19 protein-coding genes are annotated in these 18,803 nt (G+C 75.5%); 13 read left to right on the forward strand and 6 right to left on the reverse strand.

The features are described from left to right. Positions 1-50: 50 nt before the first annotated feature. Positions 51-1,064, reverse strand: coding sequence for a polysaccharide deacetylase family protein (locus KSNIM_RS30100; protein ID WP_263106276.1), 1,014 nt, complete (start codon positions 1,062-1,064; stop codon positions 51-53). A gap of 297 nt (positions 1,065-1,361) precedes the next feature. On the opposite strand from KSNIM_RS30100, the gene KSNIM_RS30105 reads away from it, so the two are divergent. From KSNIM_RS30105 to KSNIM_RS30130, 6 genes are all read left to right on the forward strand, one after another. Next, a complete protein-coding gene (locus KSNIM_RS30105; protein WP_263106277.1) occupies positions 1,362-1,619 on the forward strand; it encodes a hypothetical protein in 258 nt (85 codons plus the stop codon). 285 nt (positions 1,620-1,904) lie between these two features. Further along, positions 1,905-2,738: a polysaccharide deacetylase family protein gene (locus KSNIM_RS30110; protein WP_263106278.1), complete on the forward strand. Its 834-nt coding sequence runs from the start codon at positions 1,905-1,907 to the stop codon at positions 2,736-2,738. Then, on the forward strand, positions 2,731-3,924 hold the full coding sequence (locus tag KSNIM_RS30115; RefSeq protein ID WP_263106279.1) for a glycosyltransferase family 4 protein: 1,194 nt from the start codon (positions 2,731-2,733) through the stop codon (positions 3,922-3,924). The genes KSNIM_RS30110 and KSNIM_RS30115 overlap by 8 nt, the downstream gene beginning before the upstream one ends. Before the next feature lie 38 nt (positions 3,925-3,962). Further along, complete coding sequence (locus tag KSNIM_RS30120; RefSeq protein WP_263106280.1) at positions 3,963-4,655, forward strand: sugar transferase; 693 nt, start codon at positions 3,963-3,965, stop codon at positions 4,653-4,655. 7 nt (positions 4,656-4,662) lie between these two features. Continuing rightward, complete coding sequence (locus tag KSNIM_RS30125; RefSeq protein ID WP_263106281.1) at positions 4,663-5,301, forward strand: acetyltransferase; 639 nt, start codon at positions 4,663-4,665, stop codon at positions 5,299-5,301. Between the two features lie 37 nt (positions 5,302-5,338). Continuing rightward, positions 5,339-5,830, forward strand: coding sequence for an NUDIX hydrolase (locus KSNIM_RS30130; protein ID WP_263106282.1), 492 nt, complete (start codon positions 5,339-5,341; stop codon positions 5,828-5,830). Here the strand turns inward: KSNIM_RS30130 and KSNIM_RS30135 are convergent. Continuing rightward, a complete protein-coding gene (locus KSNIM_RS30135) occupies positions 5,817-6,746 on the reverse strand; it encodes an NAD-dependent epimerase/dehydratase family protein (RefSeq protein ID WP_263106283.1) in 930 nt (309 codons plus the stop codon). The two genes, KSNIM_RS30130 and KSNIM_RS30135, sit on opposite strands and share 14 nt — an antisense overlap. A 91-nt stretch (positions 6,747-6,837) precedes the next feature. Continuing rightward, on the reverse strand, positions 6,838-7,356 hold the full coding sequence (locus KSNIM_RS30140) for a PTS-dependent dihydroxyacetone kinase phosphotransferase subunit DhaM (protein ID WP_411543894.1): 519 nt from the start codon (positions 7,354-7,356) through the stop codon (positions 6,838-6,840). A gap of 247 nt (positions 7,357-7,603) precedes the next feature. Between KSNIM_RS30140 and KSNIM_RS30145 the strand changes: the two genes are divergently transcribed. The 3 genes from KSNIM_RS30145 to KSNIM_RS30155 all read left to right on the forward strand — a co-directional run bounded on the left by KSNIM_RS30145 (position 7,604) and on the right by KSNIM_RS30155 (position 10,534). Continuing rightward, positions 7,604-7,840, forward strand: a complete 237-nt coding sequence (locus KSNIM_RS30145) for a DUF397 domain-containing protein (protein ID WP_263106284.1) — start codon at positions 7,604-7,606, stop codon at positions 7,838-7,840. A 732-nt stretch (positions 7,841-8,572) separates the two neighbouring features. Continuing rightward, the gene (locus tag KSNIM_RS30150) at positions 8,573-9,067 is read left to right on the forward strand and encodes a hypothetical protein (RefSeq protein ID WP_263106285.1); all 495 of its coding nucleotides are present in this window, start codon (positions 8,573-8,575) and stop codon (positions 9,065-9,067) included. A 285-nt stretch (positions 9,068-9,352) separates the two neighbouring features. Further along, positions 9,353-10,534: an acyl-CoA dehydrogenase family protein gene (locus tag KSNIM_RS30155; protein ID WP_263106286.1), complete on the forward strand. Its 1,182-nt coding sequence runs from the start codon at positions 9,353-9,355 to the stop codon at positions 10,532-10,534. A gap of 48 nt (positions 10,535-10,582) precedes the next feature. Here the strand turns inward: KSNIM_RS30155 and KSNIM_RS30160 are convergent, their stop codons facing one another. Then, positions 10,583-11,740, reverse strand: coding sequence for an aminoglycoside phosphotransferase family protein (locus KSNIM_RS30160; RefSeq protein WP_263106287.1), 1,158 nt, complete (start codon positions 11,738-11,740; stop codon positions 10,583-10,585). 454 nt (positions 11,741-12,194) lie between these two features. On the opposite strand from KSNIM_RS30160, the gene KSNIM_RS30165 reads away from it, so the two are divergent. Further along, a complete protein-coding gene (locus KSNIM_RS30165) occupies positions 12,195-13,667 on the forward strand; it encodes a hypothetical protein (RefSeq protein ID WP_263106289.1) in 1,473 nt (490 codons plus the stop codon). A gap of 114 nt (positions 13,668-13,781) precedes the next feature. Here KSNIM_RS30165 and KSNIM_RS30170 read toward each other — a convergent pair whose 3' ends face one another. Next, the gene (locus KSNIM_RS30170; RefSeq protein ID WP_263106290.1) at positions 13,782-14,147 is read right to left on the reverse strand and encodes a PAS domain-containing protein; all 366 of its coding nucleotides are present in this window, start codon (positions 14,145-14,147) and stop codon (positions 13,782-13,784) included. Between the two features lie 330 nt (positions 14,148-14,477). Here KSNIM_RS30170 and KSNIM_RS30175 point away from each other — a divergent pair, with 330 nt between their 5' ends. Both KSNIM_RS30175 and KSNIM_RS30180 read left to right on the forward strand, forming a co-directional pair. Then, a complete protein-coding gene (locus KSNIM_RS30175; protein WP_263106291.1) occupies positions 14,478-15,929 on the forward strand; it encodes a HEAT repeat domain-containing protein in 1,452 nt (483 codons plus the stop codon). A 109-nt stretch (positions 15,930-16,038) separates the two neighbouring features. Beyond that, the gene (locus KSNIM_RS30180) at positions 16,039-16,767 is read left to right on the forward strand and encodes a YcnI family protein (RefSeq protein WP_263106292.1); all 729 of its coding nucleotides are present in this window, start codon (positions 16,039-16,041) and stop codon (positions 16,765-16,767) included. Between the two features lie 79 nt (positions 16,768-16,846). Here KSNIM_RS30180 and KSNIM_RS30185 read toward each other — a convergent pair whose 3' ends face one another. After that, on the reverse strand, positions 16,847-17,689 hold the full coding sequence (locus KSNIM_RS30185; protein WP_263108175.1) for an undecaprenyl-diphosphate phosphatase: 843 nt from the start codon (positions 17,687-17,689) through the stop codon (positions 16,847-16,849). Between the two features lie 335 nt (positions 17,690-18,024). On the opposite strand from KSNIM_RS30185, the gene KSNIM_RS30190 reads away from it, so the two are divergent. Beyond that, positions 18,025-18,789 (forward strand): SDR family NAD(P)-dependent oxidoreductase, encoded by a 765-nt coding sequence (locus KSNIM_RS30190; protein ID WP_263106293.1) that lies wholly within the window; start codon positions 18,025-18,027, stop codon positions 18,787-18,789. Positions 18,790-18,803: the final 14 nt, after the last annotated feature.

Consider the following 18,803-nt stretch of genomic DNA (forward strand, 5'->3'; position numbering starts at 1 on the left):
GAGGAGAGCAGGGGCGCGCGGGAGTGCCCCGCGCGCCCCTGCCGTACGCGTCACACCGCCGCGCCGCGCAGCCGCTGCACCGCCGGCTCCAAGCCCGACAGGATGGTGTCGAAGCGGCGCGTCCCGGTCGTGGAGTCCACCTGCAGCCGGCTGATCCGCAGCGGGTGGGCCGGCAGCCGGGGCCCGAGCCGGTGGTCGGAGAGGAAGCCGAGCCGGTAGCCGAGCCGCCGCAGCACCGCGTCGGCCCGCGGGTCGTACCCCCCGTCCGGGTAGGCGAACGCGGTGGGCGCCTCACCGAGCCACTGGCTGAGCGCCAGGTGGGCGCCGGTGATCTCGGTGTGCACGGTGGAGTCGTCGCAGCGAGCCAGCGAGGGGTGCCCCAGGGTGTGGTTGCCGATGGCGACGTCGGCGTCCCGCAGCGCCCGCAGGTCCTCCGGACGGAGCTGCTCCTGCCGCGGCGGCCGGCGGTCGGCGCTGACCCGCAGTTCCTGCAGGCAGCGGCGGCGGTCCGGGTCGGGGAGCTCGCGCAGTCTGGCCAGCAGCCGGCCGGGCGGGCCGCCGGGCAGCAGGCGGGCCCGGCCGCCGTGCCGGGCGAGGTAGGCGGCCTCGTGCCACCAGAACGCCCGGTCGGTGCCGATCAGCTCGGCGATCACGAAGGCGGCGGCCGGGATGCCGCGGGCGGCGAGCATCGGCAGGGCGTGGGTGTAGACGGTGCGGTCCGCGTCGTCGAAGGTGATCAGCACCGACCGCGGCGGCAGCGGACGGCCCTCCGTGACGGCCCGCTCGACGTCGGAGAGCGAGACGGGGTTGGCGAGGCGGCGCATGCGGTCGAGCTGGGCGCCGAAGGACCGGGGGTCGGTGACCCCGTGGTAGGCGAGGACGGCGAGCCGCTGGGCGGCGCGGGCCCGGAAGAGCGGCTGGACGGGGGTGAGCCGCAGCCAGCTGCCGCGGTCCCGCAGCGGTGCCTTGCCGCGGGCGTGCACCGCCTCGCGCAGGGCGGTCGCGGACGACGGGGCGCTGACGGTCGTGGAATCGCTGAAGGTCGTGGACTCGGAGTACGGCACGCGGTTCCCCCCTCGGTCGCCGCAGCGCGGCGTGGCGGTACCGTCGGCAGGCGGAGCCCGGCCTCCGACCCCGGGTGCGGCGGCTCCGCCCCCGGTGTGATCCGGTCCGTTGCCGAGGACTCCCTGCCCGGCCGCGGACGGCTCCTGGATCGCTCAATGTAATGGAGACCATCGGGCACGACGGATGGTTGTACGGCCCTCGGCGAAATTTCGTCCGGCGTGCGCGGGCGCCTTTCCGGCCCACTCGTGGACACTGGCGGTGTGCCCGTAGCGGGGTGCCCGAGTAGCGTGGAGGACATGGTGCACACGGATCGTCACGAGGCGGTGACCCGCTGGGCGCGGATGTGGAGCGGATGCGCGCTCGAGCGCCACAAGCTGCTGCTCACGGTGGTCGGCGCGGCCTGCATCGCGGTGGGCATCCTGGTGGCCGTGCTGGTGCCGGACACCGGCGGCCCGGCCTGGGCGATGGCCGTCGCGGGCTGCCTCGCCGCGGGCGTGGTCGTGCTGGCGCGGGTCGCGGTGGCCGTGCTCCGCGGGCCGGCCAGGGTCGGCTGACACCCCGGACGGACCGTCCTGCCGAATTCCGGACGCGGATGTCCGCCATCCGCAGCGCTTTTCCCGGTGCCCGCCCGAATTCCGGTCGACCCGGCCGATTTCCGGCCAGGACTGCCATCGGAATGACCGGACGGGCCGGTTTTCGGCCCGCCTGCGCGCTTCTTTCACATTTCTCGGGCAGCAGCCCCACACTTCCCCCTACTGTGGTTCCCGCCCGGGCCGCCAACACCGCCCGGCGGGGGCCGGTCGGACGGCGCCGGGGAGCGCGCCGCGGAGGGGAGAACGATGGGGACGACCGCCGCGCCCGCGGCTGCCGGAGGTTTCCGCACCACGCTGAAGCGCGGACTGGCCCGCGCCGCCGGCTCCGTGCCGGGCGAGGGCGCCACCTACCTCATCTACCACCGGATCGGCGGCGGCACCGCCGACGAGCTGGACGTCGCCACCGCCGACTTCACCGCCCAGCTGGACCTGCTCGCCGACCTGCCGCCCGGCCGGGTGGTGCCCATCGACGAAGCCACCGACCGCCTGGCCGCCGGCCGCCGCACCCCCAGCACCGTGCTCACCTTCGACGACGGCTTCGCCGACGTGTACGAGCGGGCCTGGCCGCTGCTCAAGGAGCGCGGCCTGCCCTTCACCGTCTACCTGGCCAGCGGCCACGTCGGCGGTGAGATGCGCTGGGAGGGCTCCACCGCGAAGGGCCCGGCCGCGCCCGGCCTCAGCTGGGCGCAGCTGCGCGAGATGGCCGACTCCGGCCTGTGCACGGTCGCCAACCACACCCGCAGCCACGCCCGGCCGGTGCTGCTCACCACGGCCGAGCTGGACGGCTGCAACGACGACGTCGAGGAGCACCTCGGCACCCGGCCGCGGCACTTCGCCTACACCTGGGGCGTGCCGGTGCCGCACATGGCGGTCGCGCTGCGCGCCCGGTTCCGGACAGCCGCCACCGGCGAGGTCGGCCGGAACCTGCCCGGCTCGGACCCGGCCCGGTTCTGCCGGGTGCCCGTCCGCCGCACCGACCCGATCGACTTCTTCCGAGCCAAGCTCTACGGCCGGCTGGTCCCCGAGCGCGCCTACGCCCGGATCGTCGCCGCCGCCAAGGCGGTGGGCGCCCGTGCCTGAGCCCGCCGTCGCCGCCCCGCGTCCCGAACCCCGGCTGCGCGGCCCCGGCGGCCGCCCGCTGCGCGTCGCCCACCTGACCACCGTCGACATGAGCCTGCAACTGCTGCTCGCCACCGAACTCAAGGTCGACCTGGAGGCCGGCTTCGAGACCTACGGCATCAGCGCCCCCGGCCCCTACGTGCCGCAGCTGGAGGCGATCGGGGTGCGCCACGAGCCGCTGCACGCGCTGACCCGCGCCTGGCAGCCGCGGGCCGACGCCGCGGCCGGACGGGAGCTGCTGGCGGTGCTGCGCCGGATCGAGCCGGACGTGCTGCACACCCACAACCCGAAGACCGGCATCATCGGCCGGGTGCTCGGCCGGCTGGCCGGGGTGCCGGTGGTGGTGAACACCTGTCACGGCCTCTGGGCGCAGGCCCACGACCCGCTGGCGAAGCGGGCCTTCGTGCTCGGCGCGGAGGCCGTGGCCGGCCGCTTCTCGCATGCGGAGCTGTACCAGAACGCCGAGGACCGGCGCACCCTCGCCCGCGCGGTGCCCCGGTACCGCTCGCGGGTGGTGGGCAACGGCGTCGACCTCACCCGGTTCACCGCGGACCGCTCGGCCGACCGCGCCCGGCTGCGCGCCGGACTCGGCGTCGCCGAGGGCGAGCTGCTGGTCGGCGGGGTGGGCCGGCAGGTCGCCGAGAAGGGCATCCGGGAGTTCGCGGAGGCGGCCCGGGCGCTGGCCGGCAAGGCCCGCTTCGTCTGGATCGGCCCGCCCGACCCGGACAAGCCGGACGCGCTGGAAGGTGCCGAGAGCGGTGTCGACTTCCTCGGCCCCCGCTCCGACATGCCGGAGCTGTACGCGGCACTGGACGTCTTCGTCCTGCCGTCCTACCGCGAGGGCTTCTCGCGCTCCGCCATGGAGGCCGCGGCGGGCGGCCTGCCGATGGTGCTGAGCGACATCCGCGGCTGCCGGGAGATCGGCACCGACGGAGAGCACCTGCTGCTCGCACCGCCCGGGGACGCCCGGGCGCTCACCACGGCGCTGGACCGGCTCCTCACCGAGCCGGACCTGCGTGCGCGGCTCGGAGGGGCGGCCCGGGCACGGGCGCTCGGCGAGTTCGACCAGCGCGCGGTGGCCCGCGTCTCGCTCGAGACCTATGCGGCCGTGGCCAGGGCCAGGGGGCTGCCCTGGACGGTCGGCTGAGGGCCCGTCCACACCACCACACCCGTTGGGGGGAGAGCATGCAGCCTGTTGGGGGAGGTATCAGGCGCGGCGGCGATCTGCTGATCGCCGCGGCTGCCGGGATCGTCGCGGTCCCGCTCGGCCTCCTGATCGTCGTGCTGATCCGCTGCACCATGGGGGGCCCGGTGCTGTTCCGGCAGACCCGCACCGGACGGCACGGCAAGGAGTTCGACATCCTGAAGTTCCGCACCATGCGGGAGAAACGTTACGCCGACGAGCCGGACGCTCCGCGGATCACCCGGCTCGGCACCTTCCTGCGCACCACCAGCCTCGACGAACTGCCCCAGCTGTGGAACGTCGCCCGTGGGGAGATGGGCGTCATCGGCCCCCGGCCGACCCTGCCGGAGCAGGTCGTCCACTACTCGGACCGCCAGCGCGGCCGGCTCGCCGTCCGCCCCGGCCTCACCGGCTGGGCCCAGGTCAGCGGCCGGAACTCGATCACCTGGCCGGAGCGGATCGAACTCGACCTCTGGTACGTCGAGCACCGCTCGCTCCTGCTCGACCTGCGCATCCTGCTGCTGACCGTCAAGGTGCTGCTCCGGCCCGCGGGCATCACCGCGGCGGGCGGCGTCAACCCCGGCTTCCCCGTCCCGGCCGAGCCGCCGGCCCGGGTGGTCGTCCCGCTGATCGCCCCGAGGGAGGCCGAGCAGGCGGCCCCGTCCGCCGCCTCACCCGCCGCCGCCGGCCGATGATGGAGCCATGACCGACGCCCAGCTGTGGATCGCCGGCGCCGGGGGCGTCGGCCGCGAGGCACTCGACACCGCACTCGCGGCCGGCGTCCCGGTGGCCGGCTTCCTCGACGACCGGGCCCGCGGCACCGAGGTGCGCGGGCTCAAGGTGCTCGCCCCCGAGGACCTGCCGCCCGGCAGCCGCTACCTGGTCGGCATCGCCGACCCGCACGTCCGGCGGCGGCTCGCCGTCCTGCTGGACGCGGCCGGCGGCGAGCCCGCCGTGCTCGTCCACCCGCGGGCGCTGATCGCCCCGGAGACCGAACTCGCCCCCGGCTGCCTGGTGATGGGCGGCGCGTACGTCTCCAGCAGCGTCCGCCTCGGCCCGCACAGCCAGGTGCACTACAACGCCACGGTCGGCCACGACGCGGTGCTGGGGGAGCGGGTCACCGTCTACCCGGGCGGCAACGTCTCGGGCTCCGTCCGGCTCGCGGACGGAGCCACCGTCGGCTCCAACGCCGTGGTGCTCCAAGGGCGCACGGTGGGCGAGGACGCCTTCGTCGGCGCGGCCGCCGTGGTCACCCGGGACGTCCCGCCGGGCACCGTCGTGGTCGGCTCCCCGGCCCGCCCTCTGCGCCGGCCCGTCCCGCGGACGGCCGACGCCGGGTGACGGGGGCCGGCCCGGTCCCGCGGGTTAGGGTCGGGCCATGGCCATTCCGAGCTTCCTCGCCGAACTCCGTGCCCTCGTCGGCACCCGCCCGCTCTGGCTCTCCGGCGTCGCCGCCGTGATCGTCGACGAGCAGGGCCGCGTCCTGCTCAACCGCCGCAGCGACAACGGCAGGTGGGCGCTGATCGGCGGCATCCTCGACCCGGGCGAGCAGCCCGCCGACGGCCTCGTCCGCGAGGTGCAGGAGGAGACCGGCATGAGCGTCGAGCCCGAGCGGCTCACCTCGGTGACCGTCTCCCCGATGCAGGAGTACCCGAACGGCGACCGCGCCCAGTACCTCGACCTGACCTTCCGCTGCCGGCCGGTGGCCGGCGAGCCGCGGGTGAACGACGACGAGTCGCTGGAGGTCGGCTGGTTCGCCCCGGACGCCCTGCCGCCGCTGGACGACTACGCGCGGCACCGGCTGACCCTCGCCCTCGCCGGTGCCGAGCAGGCCGTGTTCTCCTTCGACCCGCGGGTCAGCGGGAGCTGAACCACTCCGCGGTGCGCTCAAGGCCCTCTCGCAGCGGCACCGGCCGGACGTCCGGGAACAGCTCGCGCAGCCGCCCGTTGTCGGCCTGCGAGTCCCGGACGTCCCCGGCCCGCGGCTCGGTGTGCTCGGTCTCCAGCGGCCGGCCGAGCACCGAGCCCAGCTCGCCCACCAGCTCCAGCAGGGTCGTCCGGGTGCCGAACGCCAGGTTCACCGGGTCCGGGTGGACGACCCGGCGCAGCACCGCCTCGGTCAGCACCTGCGCCACCGTGCCGACGTAGGTGAAGTCGCGGCTCTGCCCGCCGTCCCCGTGCACCGTCAGCGGCCGGCCCGCCAGCGCCGCGTCCAGGAAGGCCGGCACCACCGCCGCGTACGCGTGCCCGGCGGGCTGCAGCGGGCCGAAGACGTTGAAGAAGCGCAGCGGCAGCACGCCCAGGCCGTAGCAGTGGTGGTAGGCCGCCAGGTACGCCTCGGTGGCCAGCTTGCTCACCGCGTACGGGCTCATCGGGGCGGTGCGCATCGTCTCGCGCTTGGGCAGCTCCCGGTTGGCGCCGTACACCGAGGAGGAGGACGCGGCCGCCACGTACAGGCCGCCCGCGCGGCGGGCCGCCTCCAGCACCTCCAGGGTGCCGGTGGCGTTGGCGTGGTGACTGGCCAGCGGGTCCTTCACCGAGCGGGGCACCGAGGGCAGCGCGGCCAGGTGCACCACGGCGTCGGCGCCCGCGAAGGCCTCGTCCAGCAGCGCCGCGTCCAGGATCGTGCCCTGGTGCAGCGTCACGCCGAGCCCGTCCAGATTGGCCTTGTCGCCGGTGGACAGGTCGTCCACCACCCGGACCTCCCCGACCTCCGGACGGGCCAGCAGCTCCCGGACGAGGTTGGCGCCGATGAAGCCGGCTCCGCCGGTGACGACCACGCGCATGCTGGGACTCCCCACGTTCGGCCGGAGCCTCTCCCCGCCCCGCGCTCCCGGCCGATGCTAGCGGCGTGCCCGCCGCCCGGAGGGCGTTCCGTCACAGATGGGGCCGACCGGTCTTGTGCTGGCGGTACGTCTCCTCGGCCGCGTCCAGCACGGCCGCCAGGTCGCCGCCCGCCGTCGCGGTGACCACGGCCGCCACCGCGCCCTCCACGAACGGTGCGTCGGCGAACCGCACCGGGAAGGGCAGCCCGTGCTCATCCGCGTCGGCGAGCAGCGCCAGCACCGTGGAGACCGCGCTGCCCAGGTCGGAGAGGACGGCCACCCCGTGCCCCTGGTCCACCCGCCGCGCCGCCGCCGCGACCAGGACGGCGCTCGTCCCGAGACCGTCATCCGGCGTGCCGCCGGTCGCCGACACCGGGGCCGGGTCGTCGCTGCCGGCCATCGTCAGCGCGAGCCGGCGCACCGCCAGCGCCAGCTCCTGGCTGTGCGAGACCAGCACCACCCCGACCCGCCCGTGCCCCGCCGGCCGGGTCGGCCGGGTCGGCCGGGGCACCGGCGCCGGCCGGGTCGCGGTCGCGGACCCGGCGCCGGGGGCTGACGGGGCGTCGGAGATCGGGATCACATCGGTGCGCGTGCCGGCCCGGCGGTCCATCGGCTGCTCCCTGGAGGCTGAACGATCGTGCGGGCACCACTCTCGCAGCCCCGCGCCACGGGACGGGCCAATGGCGGCCGTGTCTACCACAGCCGATCGCCGCCCGGCGGGCGATCGGCCGCATCGCCCTCCCGCGGGTCGAAGTCGCCCCGCCGGCCGCCGGCCGCTGGCTACATTGGAGCCCGGACGACAGCGGGAGGAGCACGGGATGGCGACCGACACGGTGACCGGCACGGAGCGCATGCCGAAGCCGAGACTCGACCTCGACGGGGCGGAGTGGCTCTCCAGCAGCCAGGGCGTCGGAGACGTCCAGATCGCCTTCGTCGACGGCTTCATCGCGATGCGGGACGGGCGCAACCCCGACGGCCCCGCTCTGATCTTCACCCCGGCGGAGTGGCGGGCCTTCGTGCTCGGCGCCCGGGACGGCGAGTTCGACCTCACCTGACGGCGGCGCCCGGCGGACCTCCGGCTGAACCCCCGGTGACGGCACGGAGGTCACAAATGAATTCTGATGGTCCGAAACTCGTTGACTGCTGGACAAGCGGCAGCCCACAGTATGGAGCAGGCAGACGCCGTGCCGACCGCCCCCACGCGGTCGAGCACGGCGCCCGCTGTGCTGCCCGTCACCGGCGCCGGCGACGAGCTCCTCCCGAGGTGTCCCCACACGCACCGGAGTGCGTCGGCCACCCGGGCCCGTGAAGGGCCGGTCGTCGCCGGGAGGAAGGCACCGTGCCGAGAGCTACTCGGCGGCGGTACCGATCGTCCGGGTCATCCGCACGCCCCCACGCGGCGGTGCCCCGGACAGGTCCGCGAGTGCGACGGGCCGGGGCCCCGCGAACCAGGCTTGTGGATTTGTCGTTCCTACGGCTGTCGTTCGTACTGCTCCGCCGTCCGGCCCGGCACCCTGGCGGGCAGCGGGACGGCGACGGTGGATCAGGTCTGTTCGCACGACGACGTGCTGAGCGAGGGAAGCGTGGCATGGCACGCCTGAACAGGCCGCCCCCCGGTGGGACGAACCCACAGCGGCTGTCGTGCTGAACCGAACGTAGCCCGGACGGTTGCTCAGAGTCAACATTGGTCTCTGAGCGTCGATGCCCGGCCGGTCACCGCCGTGCGCCCGCGTGCGCCGGGGCACCCGTGCGCGGGCCCCGCGGCCCCCGACCCGTACGATGGTGTCATGTCATTCCTCCGCCGTCGCTCCGGCTCGCCCGCAGGTCCGGACTTCGACGTGCTCGCGATGGACCCGGGCGACTGGCCCGGCCACTTCGGGGCCATGACGATGAACGCCCAGGACGGCTCGTGCCAGGGGATCTTCCTGCGCTACGACCTCTTCGGCGGCCGCGGCCCCGCCATGTTCATCGGCAACCTGCCGGAGGGCTCGCCCGCCCGCGAGCCGGAGGACGGCGTGCCCTTCGAGGTCCGCCAGCTGCTCGCCGCCCTCGAGAACGACGAGCCGGTGGACTTCGTCTCCGCCGAGGACTTCCCGGTGATGCTCGGCGACGACCTGCTGATCGTGAAGAAGGTCAAGATCTCCGAGGAGCGGGTGTTCTGCTCCCAGTTCGGCCGCAGCGACGGCGTGCTGGTCACCATCGCCTCCTGGGACCGCCCGATCGCGGACGACCTCTACCAGCTGCTCAAGCCGCTGCCGGCGGAGATGTTCCAGCAGGGCTGAACCGACCGGTACGGACGCGCTTGACGGTATCGATCAACGCTTCGTACAGTCACCGGCATGTCGTGCCGCCCTCCCCTGCTCACCCGCCGCAGGCACCTGGACCTGCGACGCGACGCGGGCGGGACCTGTCCGGGCAGATGACCGGGGCCTGAGGCCCCCTCGTCCCCGCGGCACCGGGCCCCGCAAGGCGCCCGCACCCACCGGACCGCAGGCCGCAGCGCCCGCGGACGGCCCGCACCGTGCCGCCCCCGCAGCCCGCGTCCCGCCAGCCCGGAGGCACCCGCCATGACACCCGCCACCGCCCCGCCCGACGAGCGCGCCGCCGTCGCCGAGGCCCTCGCCCGACTGCCCCGCGTCGCCGACCTGCTCGCGGCCCGCGCGGAGGAGCACGACCGCGACGGGACCTTCCCCTACCAGGGCGTCGAGGCCGTGCACGAGGCCGGCCTGCTGACCCTCACCGTGGCCCGCCGGCACGGCGGAGCCGGGGCCGGACTCGCCGACACCGTCCGTGCGCTCGCCGGACTCGGCCGCGGCGACGCCTCCGTCGCCGTGCTCGCCGCCCACACGCTGCTGCTCCACGCCGAACAGGCCCGCGCCGGACTCTGGCCGGCCGCCGCGTACCGCAGGGTGCTCACCGAGTCCCGCCGCGGGCCGGCCCTGCTCGGCAGCCTCCGCGGCGAGTCCGGCAGCACCGCGACGGTGGCTCACTGGGACGGCGAGGCCTGGGAGTTGACGGGACGCCAGCACGACTGCAGCGGCGCCGAGGCGCTCGCCTGGATGGCCGTCCCCGCCCGCACCGACGAGGCCGTGCCCCGGACGGGCCTCTTCCTCGTCCGCGGTGACAGCCCGGGCCTGGAGATCGACCCGGTCTGGGACCAGCTCGGCCTGCGCGCCAGCGCCGGCCACGACGTCGTCCTCGACCGGGTGCGGGTCGCCCCCGAGCTGGCCGTCCGGCTGACCGTGCCCGGCCGGGAGACCCCGGAGCAGCGGGCCGCCGCCGACACCGCCCGGGCCTGGCACGACCTCGCGCTCGCCGCCGTCCACCTCGGCACCGCCCGGGCCGCCCAGGACTGGCTGATCCGCTTCCTGCGCCAGCGCACCCCGGCCAACCTCACCGAACCGCTCGCCACCCTGCCACGACACCGCTCCGCGCTCGGCGAGATCGAGGCCGCCCTGATCGGCGCCGAGGAGGTGCTCGGCGCGGTCGCCGCCGCCGTGGACCGCGGCGAGACCGGCGCCGCCGGCCGCAGCGCCGCCGCCCAGCTGCTCGCCGGACGCGCCGCCACCGCGGCCGTGCAGCAGGCCGTCGCCCTCAGCGGCAGCCCCGGGCTCAGCCGGCGCCACCCGCTGGAGCGCTACCTGCGCGACGTCCTCAGCAGCCGCACGCACTTCCCGCCGGACGAGACCGTGCTGGACACGCTCGCCGCGGCCGCGCTGGAACGCGGCGGTCCGCGCCGCTCCGGGTAGTCCGGAGCAGCTCCGGTCCACCCGGCCCCGACGCGGACCGCGCACGCCTCAGCGGGTGCCGACCGCCGCCCGTACCGCGCGGCGGGCCAGCGCCGCGTCGTCGTACAGCCGGCGGATCATGATGCGCTGCTCCTCGCCGGCGCCCGGTACGTCGTGCAGCCGGATCTCCCGCATCAGCACCAGGACGAGGTTCACCAGGAAGGCGTCCCGGGCCAGCGTGCCGCCGGACTGCGCGAGTTGGCTGATCTGGCGGCGGGCCGCGGTGTCCCCGGAGAGCACGCTCCACAGCACCGCCAGGTCGTACCCGGGCAGGTACCAGCCGGCCTCCTCCCAGTCGAGCAGCACCGGGCCGGACGGCGCCAGCAGGATGTTGCCCAGCAGAGCGTCGCCGTGGCACAGCTGCCGGGGCGTGTTCGCCAGTCCGTGCAGCAGCTGGCGCAGGTCGCCCGCGTCCCGGTCGGTGAGCTGGCCCACCGAGTGGAAGCGCGCGATCTCCATCGAGTAGTCCAGCGGCTTGCCGAAGACGTCGGTCGGCGGACGCCACAGGTTGAGCGTGCGCACCGCGCCGAGCACCGCGCGGACCTCGCCCGGGGTGGGCGGGTTCACCGGGTGCCGCTCGCGGGCCGCGGGCCGGCCCGGCACCCGCTCCAGCACCAGCACGCAGCGGTCGTGGTCGGCCGCCACCAGCCGGGGCAGCCGCACCGGCGGGCGGTGCCGGACGAACGCCCGGTAGACCGCCACCTCGTGGTGGAAGCGCTCGACCAGCTGCTCGTCCCGGGCGGCCTGCGGCGCCAGGCACTTGGCGACCACCGGGGCCCGGCCGATGGTGCCCGCGACGAGGATGTGCCGGCTGCCCTCCCGCAGCACCTGCCGGGGGAGGAAGGCGGGACATATCCGCGAGACGGCGGCCAGGGCGGCCTTCACGGCGGGCGTCTGCAGCGCCGTGGGGTCGACCCGGTCGACGAAGCCCTCGCCCGTGCGGGTGGTCAACAGGCGGCCGGGGACCGACCGGACGGGGGGGCCGGCGAGCGCGGTCCTGGCCATGACGGTGCGGGGGTCGCGCAGCTCGGTGCCCCGTGGCGCGGGCCGGCCGCCGGCCGCGGTCGGGGGCCGCAGCGCGGGGCGGGCCTGCCCCGGGAGGTGGCGCGCGGTGCCCGGTTCGGGGGCGGGTGCCGGGCGGGTGCCGGTGCTGGCTGTGGAGTACATGGGCTGGTGAGGGTCCCTTCCTGGCCGACTGCGGTGCCGTCTTCGCCCGTCCGTGCCGGAGCCTGCGAGCTGCCCCCGGCGCGATGGGCGGCCCGGGTGGAGTGCGGGCGTCGGGCGCGGTGCCGACGGGCCTCCTCCGCACCCTGGGGAATGCGGTGTCCGCCTGCCGCGCCGTGCCCGACGCCCCCGCGCCACCCGGCTTCGCCACCCCCTCCGGGACTCCCGGAAGGTCCGCCCGGAGCCGGTCGGACGGGCCGCTGACGGTCCGTCGGGCCGGAACCGTGGACGTTCCGGCCGCCTCCCGGCTCCGAAGTCGGGGTGGCGCATTCCTACCTGACACCCCGTCGGCACTGGCACACCATGTGGCGTGCCCTGGCGAACCCTGGCGAATGGTCGCGTGGCATGTGACAGAGCCACTACTGTCGAAATCAGCCGAGGAACCTGGGGGCTTCACGTGAGCAAGGGGCCGAACGCCAGACTCGCCGACCTGTTCGCCCTGACCGGATGGTCCAAGGGCGAACTCGCCAGGCTGGTCAACCGGCGCGGTGCGGCGATGGGGCAGCAGCAGCTCTCCACCGACACCTCGCGGGTGCGGCGCTGGATCGAGCAGGGGGAGATCCCCCGCGATCCGGTACCGCGGGTGCTCGCCGCCGTGTTCACGGAGCGGCTCGGCCGTGTCGTCACCACAGAGGACCTCGGTCTGGAACGACACCGGCCCACCAGGGCGGGCACCCCCACGGAGACGGCGGCGGTCGTGCCCTGGCAGCCGGATCGAACAGCGGCGGTCCTCACCGAGTTCACGGGAATGGACCTCATGCTGAACCGACGCGGTCTGGTCGGTGCGGGCGCGGCGCTCGCCGCCGGCACCGTCATCGCCGACAACCTGCACGACTGGCTCACCGGCGACGGCGTCGCCCACGCCGCCGAACGGCCCGGCCCGCGCCACGTGCTGACCCAGGGCGGCGCACAACCCGTCGTGGACGTGTACGACGCCGGCCCGGTCGGCAACGACGAGGTGACCGCCCTGGAGCGGTCCGTGGAGGTCTTCCGCGCCTGGGACGCCTCCCGCGGCGGCGGCCTCCAGCGCAAGGCCGTGGTCGGCCAGCTCAACGAGGTCGGCGGCCTGCTGACGCACCGCCACAACCCGTCCGTCGAGCGCCGGTTGTGGACGGTCGCGGCCAACCTGGCGGTGCTGGCCGGGTGGATGTCGCACGACGTCGGCCTGGAGCCCACCGCGCAGAAGTACTTCGTGATCGCCGCGCAGGCCGCCAAGGAGGCCGACGACCGGCCCCGGGCCGGCGAGGCGATCTCGCGCGCCGCCCGCCAGATGCTCCACCTCGGCCGCGCCGACGACGCCCTGGAGCTCATGCAGCTCGCCCAGGCCAGCGCCGGCGACCGGGCCCAGCCGCGGACACGGGCCATGCTGCACACCGTGGAGGCCTGGGCGCAGGCCTCGCTCGGCCGCTCCGAGGCGACCCGGCGGGTGCTGGGCGAGGCCGAGGACCTCTTCGTGCAGGACGCCGACGAGGCACCGCCGAGCTGGATGCAGCTCTTCAACGAGGCCGAGCTGCACGGGATGCAGGCGCTGGTCTACCGGACCCTGGCCGAGCACGACCCGGGCGCCGTCCGGCTCGCCGAGCAGCACGCCCGCCGCGCCATCGACATGCGCCCGGTCGGCCGGGAGCGCTCCGCGCTGCTCGACCAGATCACGCTGGCCTCGGTGTACTGGATCTCCGGCGAGCCGGACGAGGCCTGCCTGCAGGCCAAGCTGGCGATGAACGCGATCAACCAGACCTCCTCGATGCGGACCTGGGACCGGCTGCGCGAGATGTACCGGCTGGCCGGCCAGTACCAGGGGCTGCCGGAGGTCGCGGAGCTGCGCGAGGAGATCGACGCGGTGATGCCGCAGCGCCGCCGGCAGGTCTAGGAGCTTTCTTCCAGGACGCACGGATGCCTCTTGGGGAGGTGCCCCCACACGCCCCTGAATCGACCTCCCGAGTGTTCTGAGAAGGGTCCGGGGCCCGCCGGGGGAGCCGCTCGGTCAGGCCCGGACGGGGCGGATCAGCATGCGCAGGGCGGTGGCCCGGCCGTCCCTGCCGAGCAGGGGGGCGCCGGTGCAGCGCACCGTGCTGGTGCGGCCGTCGGGCCGGCGTATTCGGACGGTCGCGGCGCCGGTCCGCCCGTGCACGAGGATCCGGGTGACCAGGCGGCAGAGCTGCGGACGGTCCTCGGCGTGCAGCAGTACGGGGAACGCGTCCAGGGTGAGCGGGCCCAGCCCGGGGTCGCGGCCGAGCAGGTGGAAGGCGCCGTCCGACCAGTGCACGTCGTCGGTGAGCAGGTCCCACTCGGCGGCGGCGACGTCTCCCGGACGGCTCACGGCGGGTGCGTGGCCGGCGGTCAGGCTCATCGGGGCTCGCTGCGTGTTCGGAGGAGGGTGAGGGTGCGGCCCGCGGGGGCCGTTCCCAGAGCCTGCCACAGCGTTCCGTCCGATGTGGGGTATTTGCGGACATCGTCCGCGGATTTTCCGGAGGCATATGCCGGAGCCGCTCGGGGGCCGCCGAGGGGCCGGGCGTGCACGGGCGGTTTTCCGCCGCCGATCCGTTGCCCTGTGTGCAGATAACGGCCCCAGGCGGTAGCCTTCGGTGATTCCGGCGCCCGGGCGCCTGTCCAGGACCGATCCACCCCCGGCGACGGAAAAGCCGTTGCCTCGACGACCGCCGCAACGGATGCTGACCTCATGTTCGAGCCAGTGATAGCGCCCAGTGCCAGTCTCGTCGGCCTCCTGCAGAGGGGCCGCGGCGACGGGCAACTGCATGCCCTGGCCGCCGACCGCGCCGAGGCGATCGCCGCCCTCGAGTCCTGCGTCACCCACGACCCCCGTGCCGACTGGCAGGTCGAGAACCGCTCCCTCTACTACGCGCGCCTCTACATGGAGCTGGAGGCGCCGCTCACCGGCATTGAGGCCCACCTGCGCGCCCCCGAGGACGCCGTCGACCAGGACGAGGCCCGCACCGGCCTCGCCCTGTCCGTGCTCGGCCACCTCGCCGCCTACGGCCGCCGCGACGCCCTCGACCTGCTGCGCGGCTACACCGCCACCGGCTGGAACTGGGCGTGGGCGCTCGACGAACTCGCGCTGCGCGACGACGACCGGTCCCTGCTCTCGCTCGCCCCCGCCGTCCTCGGCCGCTTCCCGGCCGGCCCGGAGGGCGACGCGGAGCTGCGCGCCGCCGTCCGCGGCGCCTACGAGCCGCGGCCCTGGCGGCTGTGGGCCGCGCACCACCCGCGGATCGCCGCGGCGAGCGAGCAGTCACCCTTCGACCTGTGGCAGCGGCAGATGAACCGCGGCGGTGTCACCCCGGGCTGGAGCACCGCCGACGTGCTCGCCTGGGCCGACCACCAGGATCCGGCCGATCCGACCGGCCCGGCACCGGACGCGGCGGCCGCCGCCCGCCGCGCAGCCGCGGCCGCCCGCTGCCTCGCCGCCGTCGTCCGCCCCGAGGACCGCCCCGCCGTCCTGGACGCCGCCCGTAACGGCGCGCCCGGCGCCCGCAGCGCCGCCCTGCGCCACCTCGTCGACCGGAACGATCCCGCCGCGGCCGGCCTGATCGAGGCCGCCGCCGCCGACGTCGACGAGCGGATCGTCACCGCCGCCCTGGAGGTGCTCGGCCGGATGCGCGGACCGGAGGCACTGGCCCACGCCCGGCGCTGGGCCGACCCGGCGACCGGCGGCGCCGACAGCGCGCTCGGCGAGGCCGCCGTGCAGCTCCTGGCCGACGCAGGCGAACCGGCCGACGGCCCGCTCGTGGTCGACGCGCTGCGCCGCTGGATCTCGGTGCGCGGCACCGACGGCGCGGGCCTGGCGACGCTGGTCGACGGTGCGGGGCGGCTGGCCGCCGTTGCTGCCGTCCCCGCCCTGCGACACGTGTACGGCGAGGCGGTCTCCTCCGAACTCCGCGGCCGGGCCGCCCGCGCGCTCGCCGTGACCGACCCGCACTTCGCCGAGGGCCCCGCGGTCGAATGCCTCTGGGACTGCGAGGAGTCGACCCGTGAACTCGCCGCCCGCCACGTCACCACAACGGGTGATGTACGGGTGCTGGAGCGTCTGCGCAGGCTGGCCGCCGACCCCGCGGAGGAGGCCGAGGTGCACGCCGCCGTGAGGGTACGGCTCACCTCGCGCGAGCGCCCGTAGATCATCGGAATCGACGATCGGGGGCGGACGCCCCACGTCGGTGCGGCATCATGGGCAGGACGCCGAATCGGCCGCAGGCCGGCCGTCCACCCCGGGGAGCACCGCCGCCATGAACCGATCCCGCCTCCTTGCCCGCGCCGCCGTCCCGCTGGCCGCCGCGGCCGGCGTGCTCGCCCTGGCGGGCCCGGCCCTGGCCCACGTCGAGGTCGAGTCCGCGACGGCACAGGCCCTGGCGACCGACGCGGTGGTCGCCTTCGACGCCGAGGGCGAGTCGTCGAGCGCGGGCATCAAGCAGGTCAAGGTGGTGCTGCCGACCGGGATCGCGCCGTCCGACGTGTCGCTGGTCGAGGCGCCCAAGGGCTGGACCTTCACCCCGTCCGAGGACGGCTACCAGGTGGCCGGCAACGCGCTCGCCCCCGGCAAGAACGCCGCCTACAAGATCAAGGTGCGCCAGCTGCCGAACGAGAAGTCGGTCGTCTTCAAGACCCTGGTCACCTACTCCGACGGCCACGTCGACCGCTGGATCGAACTGCCGCAGGGCGGCGCCGAGCCCGCGAATCCCGCACCCGTCCTGAAGCTCGCGGCCGCCTCGCCCGGGGCGAAGCCGCTGCCCGCCTCGTCCTCCGCGACCCCCTCGGCCGCGCCGACCACCGCGTCCGCCGTCCCGTCCGCGGCGCCGAGCGCCGCGCCGTCCTCGGCGAGCCCCGAGGCGACCGCCCCCGCCGCCTCCGACGGCGGCTCCGGCAGCGGCACGGCCACCGTGGTGGTGGTCGCCGTGCTGGCCGCGGCCATCGTCGGCGTCGTCCTCTGGCGCCGCCGCGCGGCCCCGCGCGACTGACGCCGGCGACCGCGACCGACCGCGAACGGCGCAGGGCCCGGTCCGTTCGTCGGACCGGGCCCTGCGCATGCCGGACCGGCTACCCGCCGACGCCCGCGTCCGGGGCCAGCACGCCCGCGGTGACCAGCCCGACGATCACCACGCCGAGCGCGACCCGGTACACCACGAACGGCATGAAGCTGTTGTGCGAGATGTACTTCAGGAACCAGGCGATGGCGGCGTAGCCCACCGCGAAGGCGATCGCGGTGGCCAGCAGGGTCGGCCCCCAGGCCGGTGCCGGGCCTTCACCGATCTTGAAGAGCTCCAGCGTGCCCGAGGCCAGCACCGCCGGGATCGCCAGCAGGAACGAGTAGCGCGCCGCCGCCTCCCGGCTGTACCCCATCAGCAGGCCGGCGCTGATCGTTCCGCCCGAGCGGGACACCCCCGGGATCAGCGCCAGCGACTGCGCCAGACCGTACGCCGCCGCGTGGGGGAGCGTCAGATCGCTGATCGGGCGGGCGTTGCGGACCGCCCGGGAGCGGTCCGCGACCGCCAGGACCAGGCCGAACACGATCAGCGTGGTGCCGATGACCCGCAGGTCGCGCAGCGAGGTCTCGATGGTGTCCTGGAAGGCCGCGCCGAAGACGCCGATCGGCAGGGTGCCGACGATGACGAACCAGCCCAGCCGGGCGTTCGGGTCGCTGCGCCGCGCCGGGCTGAACAGCGAGGCGGCCCAGGCGCCGACGATCGCGGCGATGTCCCTGCGGAAGTAGATCAGCACGGCCGACTCGGTGCCCAGCTGGGTCACCGCCGTGAACGCCGCCCCCGGGTCGTCCCAGCCCGCCAGTGCCGAGAACACGCGCAGGTGCGCGCTGGAGGAGACGGGCAGGAACTCGGTGAGCCCCTGGACGAGGCCGAGCACGGCCGCGTGGAACCAGTCGATCACCGGGCACCCGCCAGGGGCGTCCGTCGGTGGGTGTGCATGGGGGCTGTCCTGTTCGTTGGTGGTGGTGCGCGGTCCGCCGACGGCACGACGCGGTCGGGGCGGCTGCCGGGGTCCTGCCGTTCCGCGGCGCCGCCCGCTGCGGCGCCCGGCCCCCTCCGGCGCAGCTGGAGAATAGGCATTCAAGATGACCGGTACCTTTCCGCAGGGTCAAGATCCGGTGCCGCCCCGGCCGCGCCCGCCGGACCGGCCGCATGACGGCATGTCAGGCGGGTGGCGGCCGCCGGGCTGCGGCATGCTGGCCCCGGGTCACCACACGGACGGGAGCGGACGGCATGAGCGGACGGCTGGCGGGCAGGGCGGCGGTGGTGACGGGGGCGGCCCGCGGGATCGGGCGCGCCACCGCGGAACTCTTCGCCGACGAGGGCGCGCGGCTTGTGCTGACCGACATCGACGGACCGGCGGTCGAGGCGCTGTGCACCGAACTCTCCGCCGACGGCGCCGAGGCGGTGCCGGTGGCCGGCGACGTCTCGGTGCCCGCCGACGCCCGGGCGATGATCGAGGCCGCGGTGCAGTCCTACGGCCGGATCGACGTGCTCGTCGCCAACGCCGGGGTGATCCCGCTGCACACCGTCGCCGAGGCCACCCCCGAGGACTGGGACGCCGTCATGGCCGTGGACGGCCGCGGCATGTTCCTCACCTGCAAGTACGCGATCGAGCGGATGGCCGCCGCCGGCGGCGGGTCGATCGTCTGCCTCTCCTCGATCTCCGGCCTCGCCGGCCAGGCCGGCCAAGCCGTGTACGGCCCGGCGAAGTTCGTCGCCACCGGGCTGACCAAGCACTTGGCGGTCGAGTGCGCCCCGCAGGGCATCCGGGTCAACGCGGTGGCGCCGGGCACCATCCGCACCGACCGTGTCCGGCAGCTCCCGGACGAGCCGGGCGGGCCCGAGTACCTGGAGGCGATCGTCAAGCAGCACCCGATGGGCCGCCTCGGCGAACCCGACGAGGTCGCCCGGGCGATCCTCTTCCTCGCCTCCGACGAGGCCTCCTTCGTCACCGGTGCGGTGCTGCCCGTGGACGGCGGCTACCTCGCCCGGTGACCCGTCCGCCGCCG

It is taken from the genome of Kitasatospora sp. DSM 101779, from assembly GCF_025655475.1.
GTDB lineage: Bacteria > Actinomycetota > Actinomycetes > Streptomycetales > Streptomycetaceae > Kitasatospora.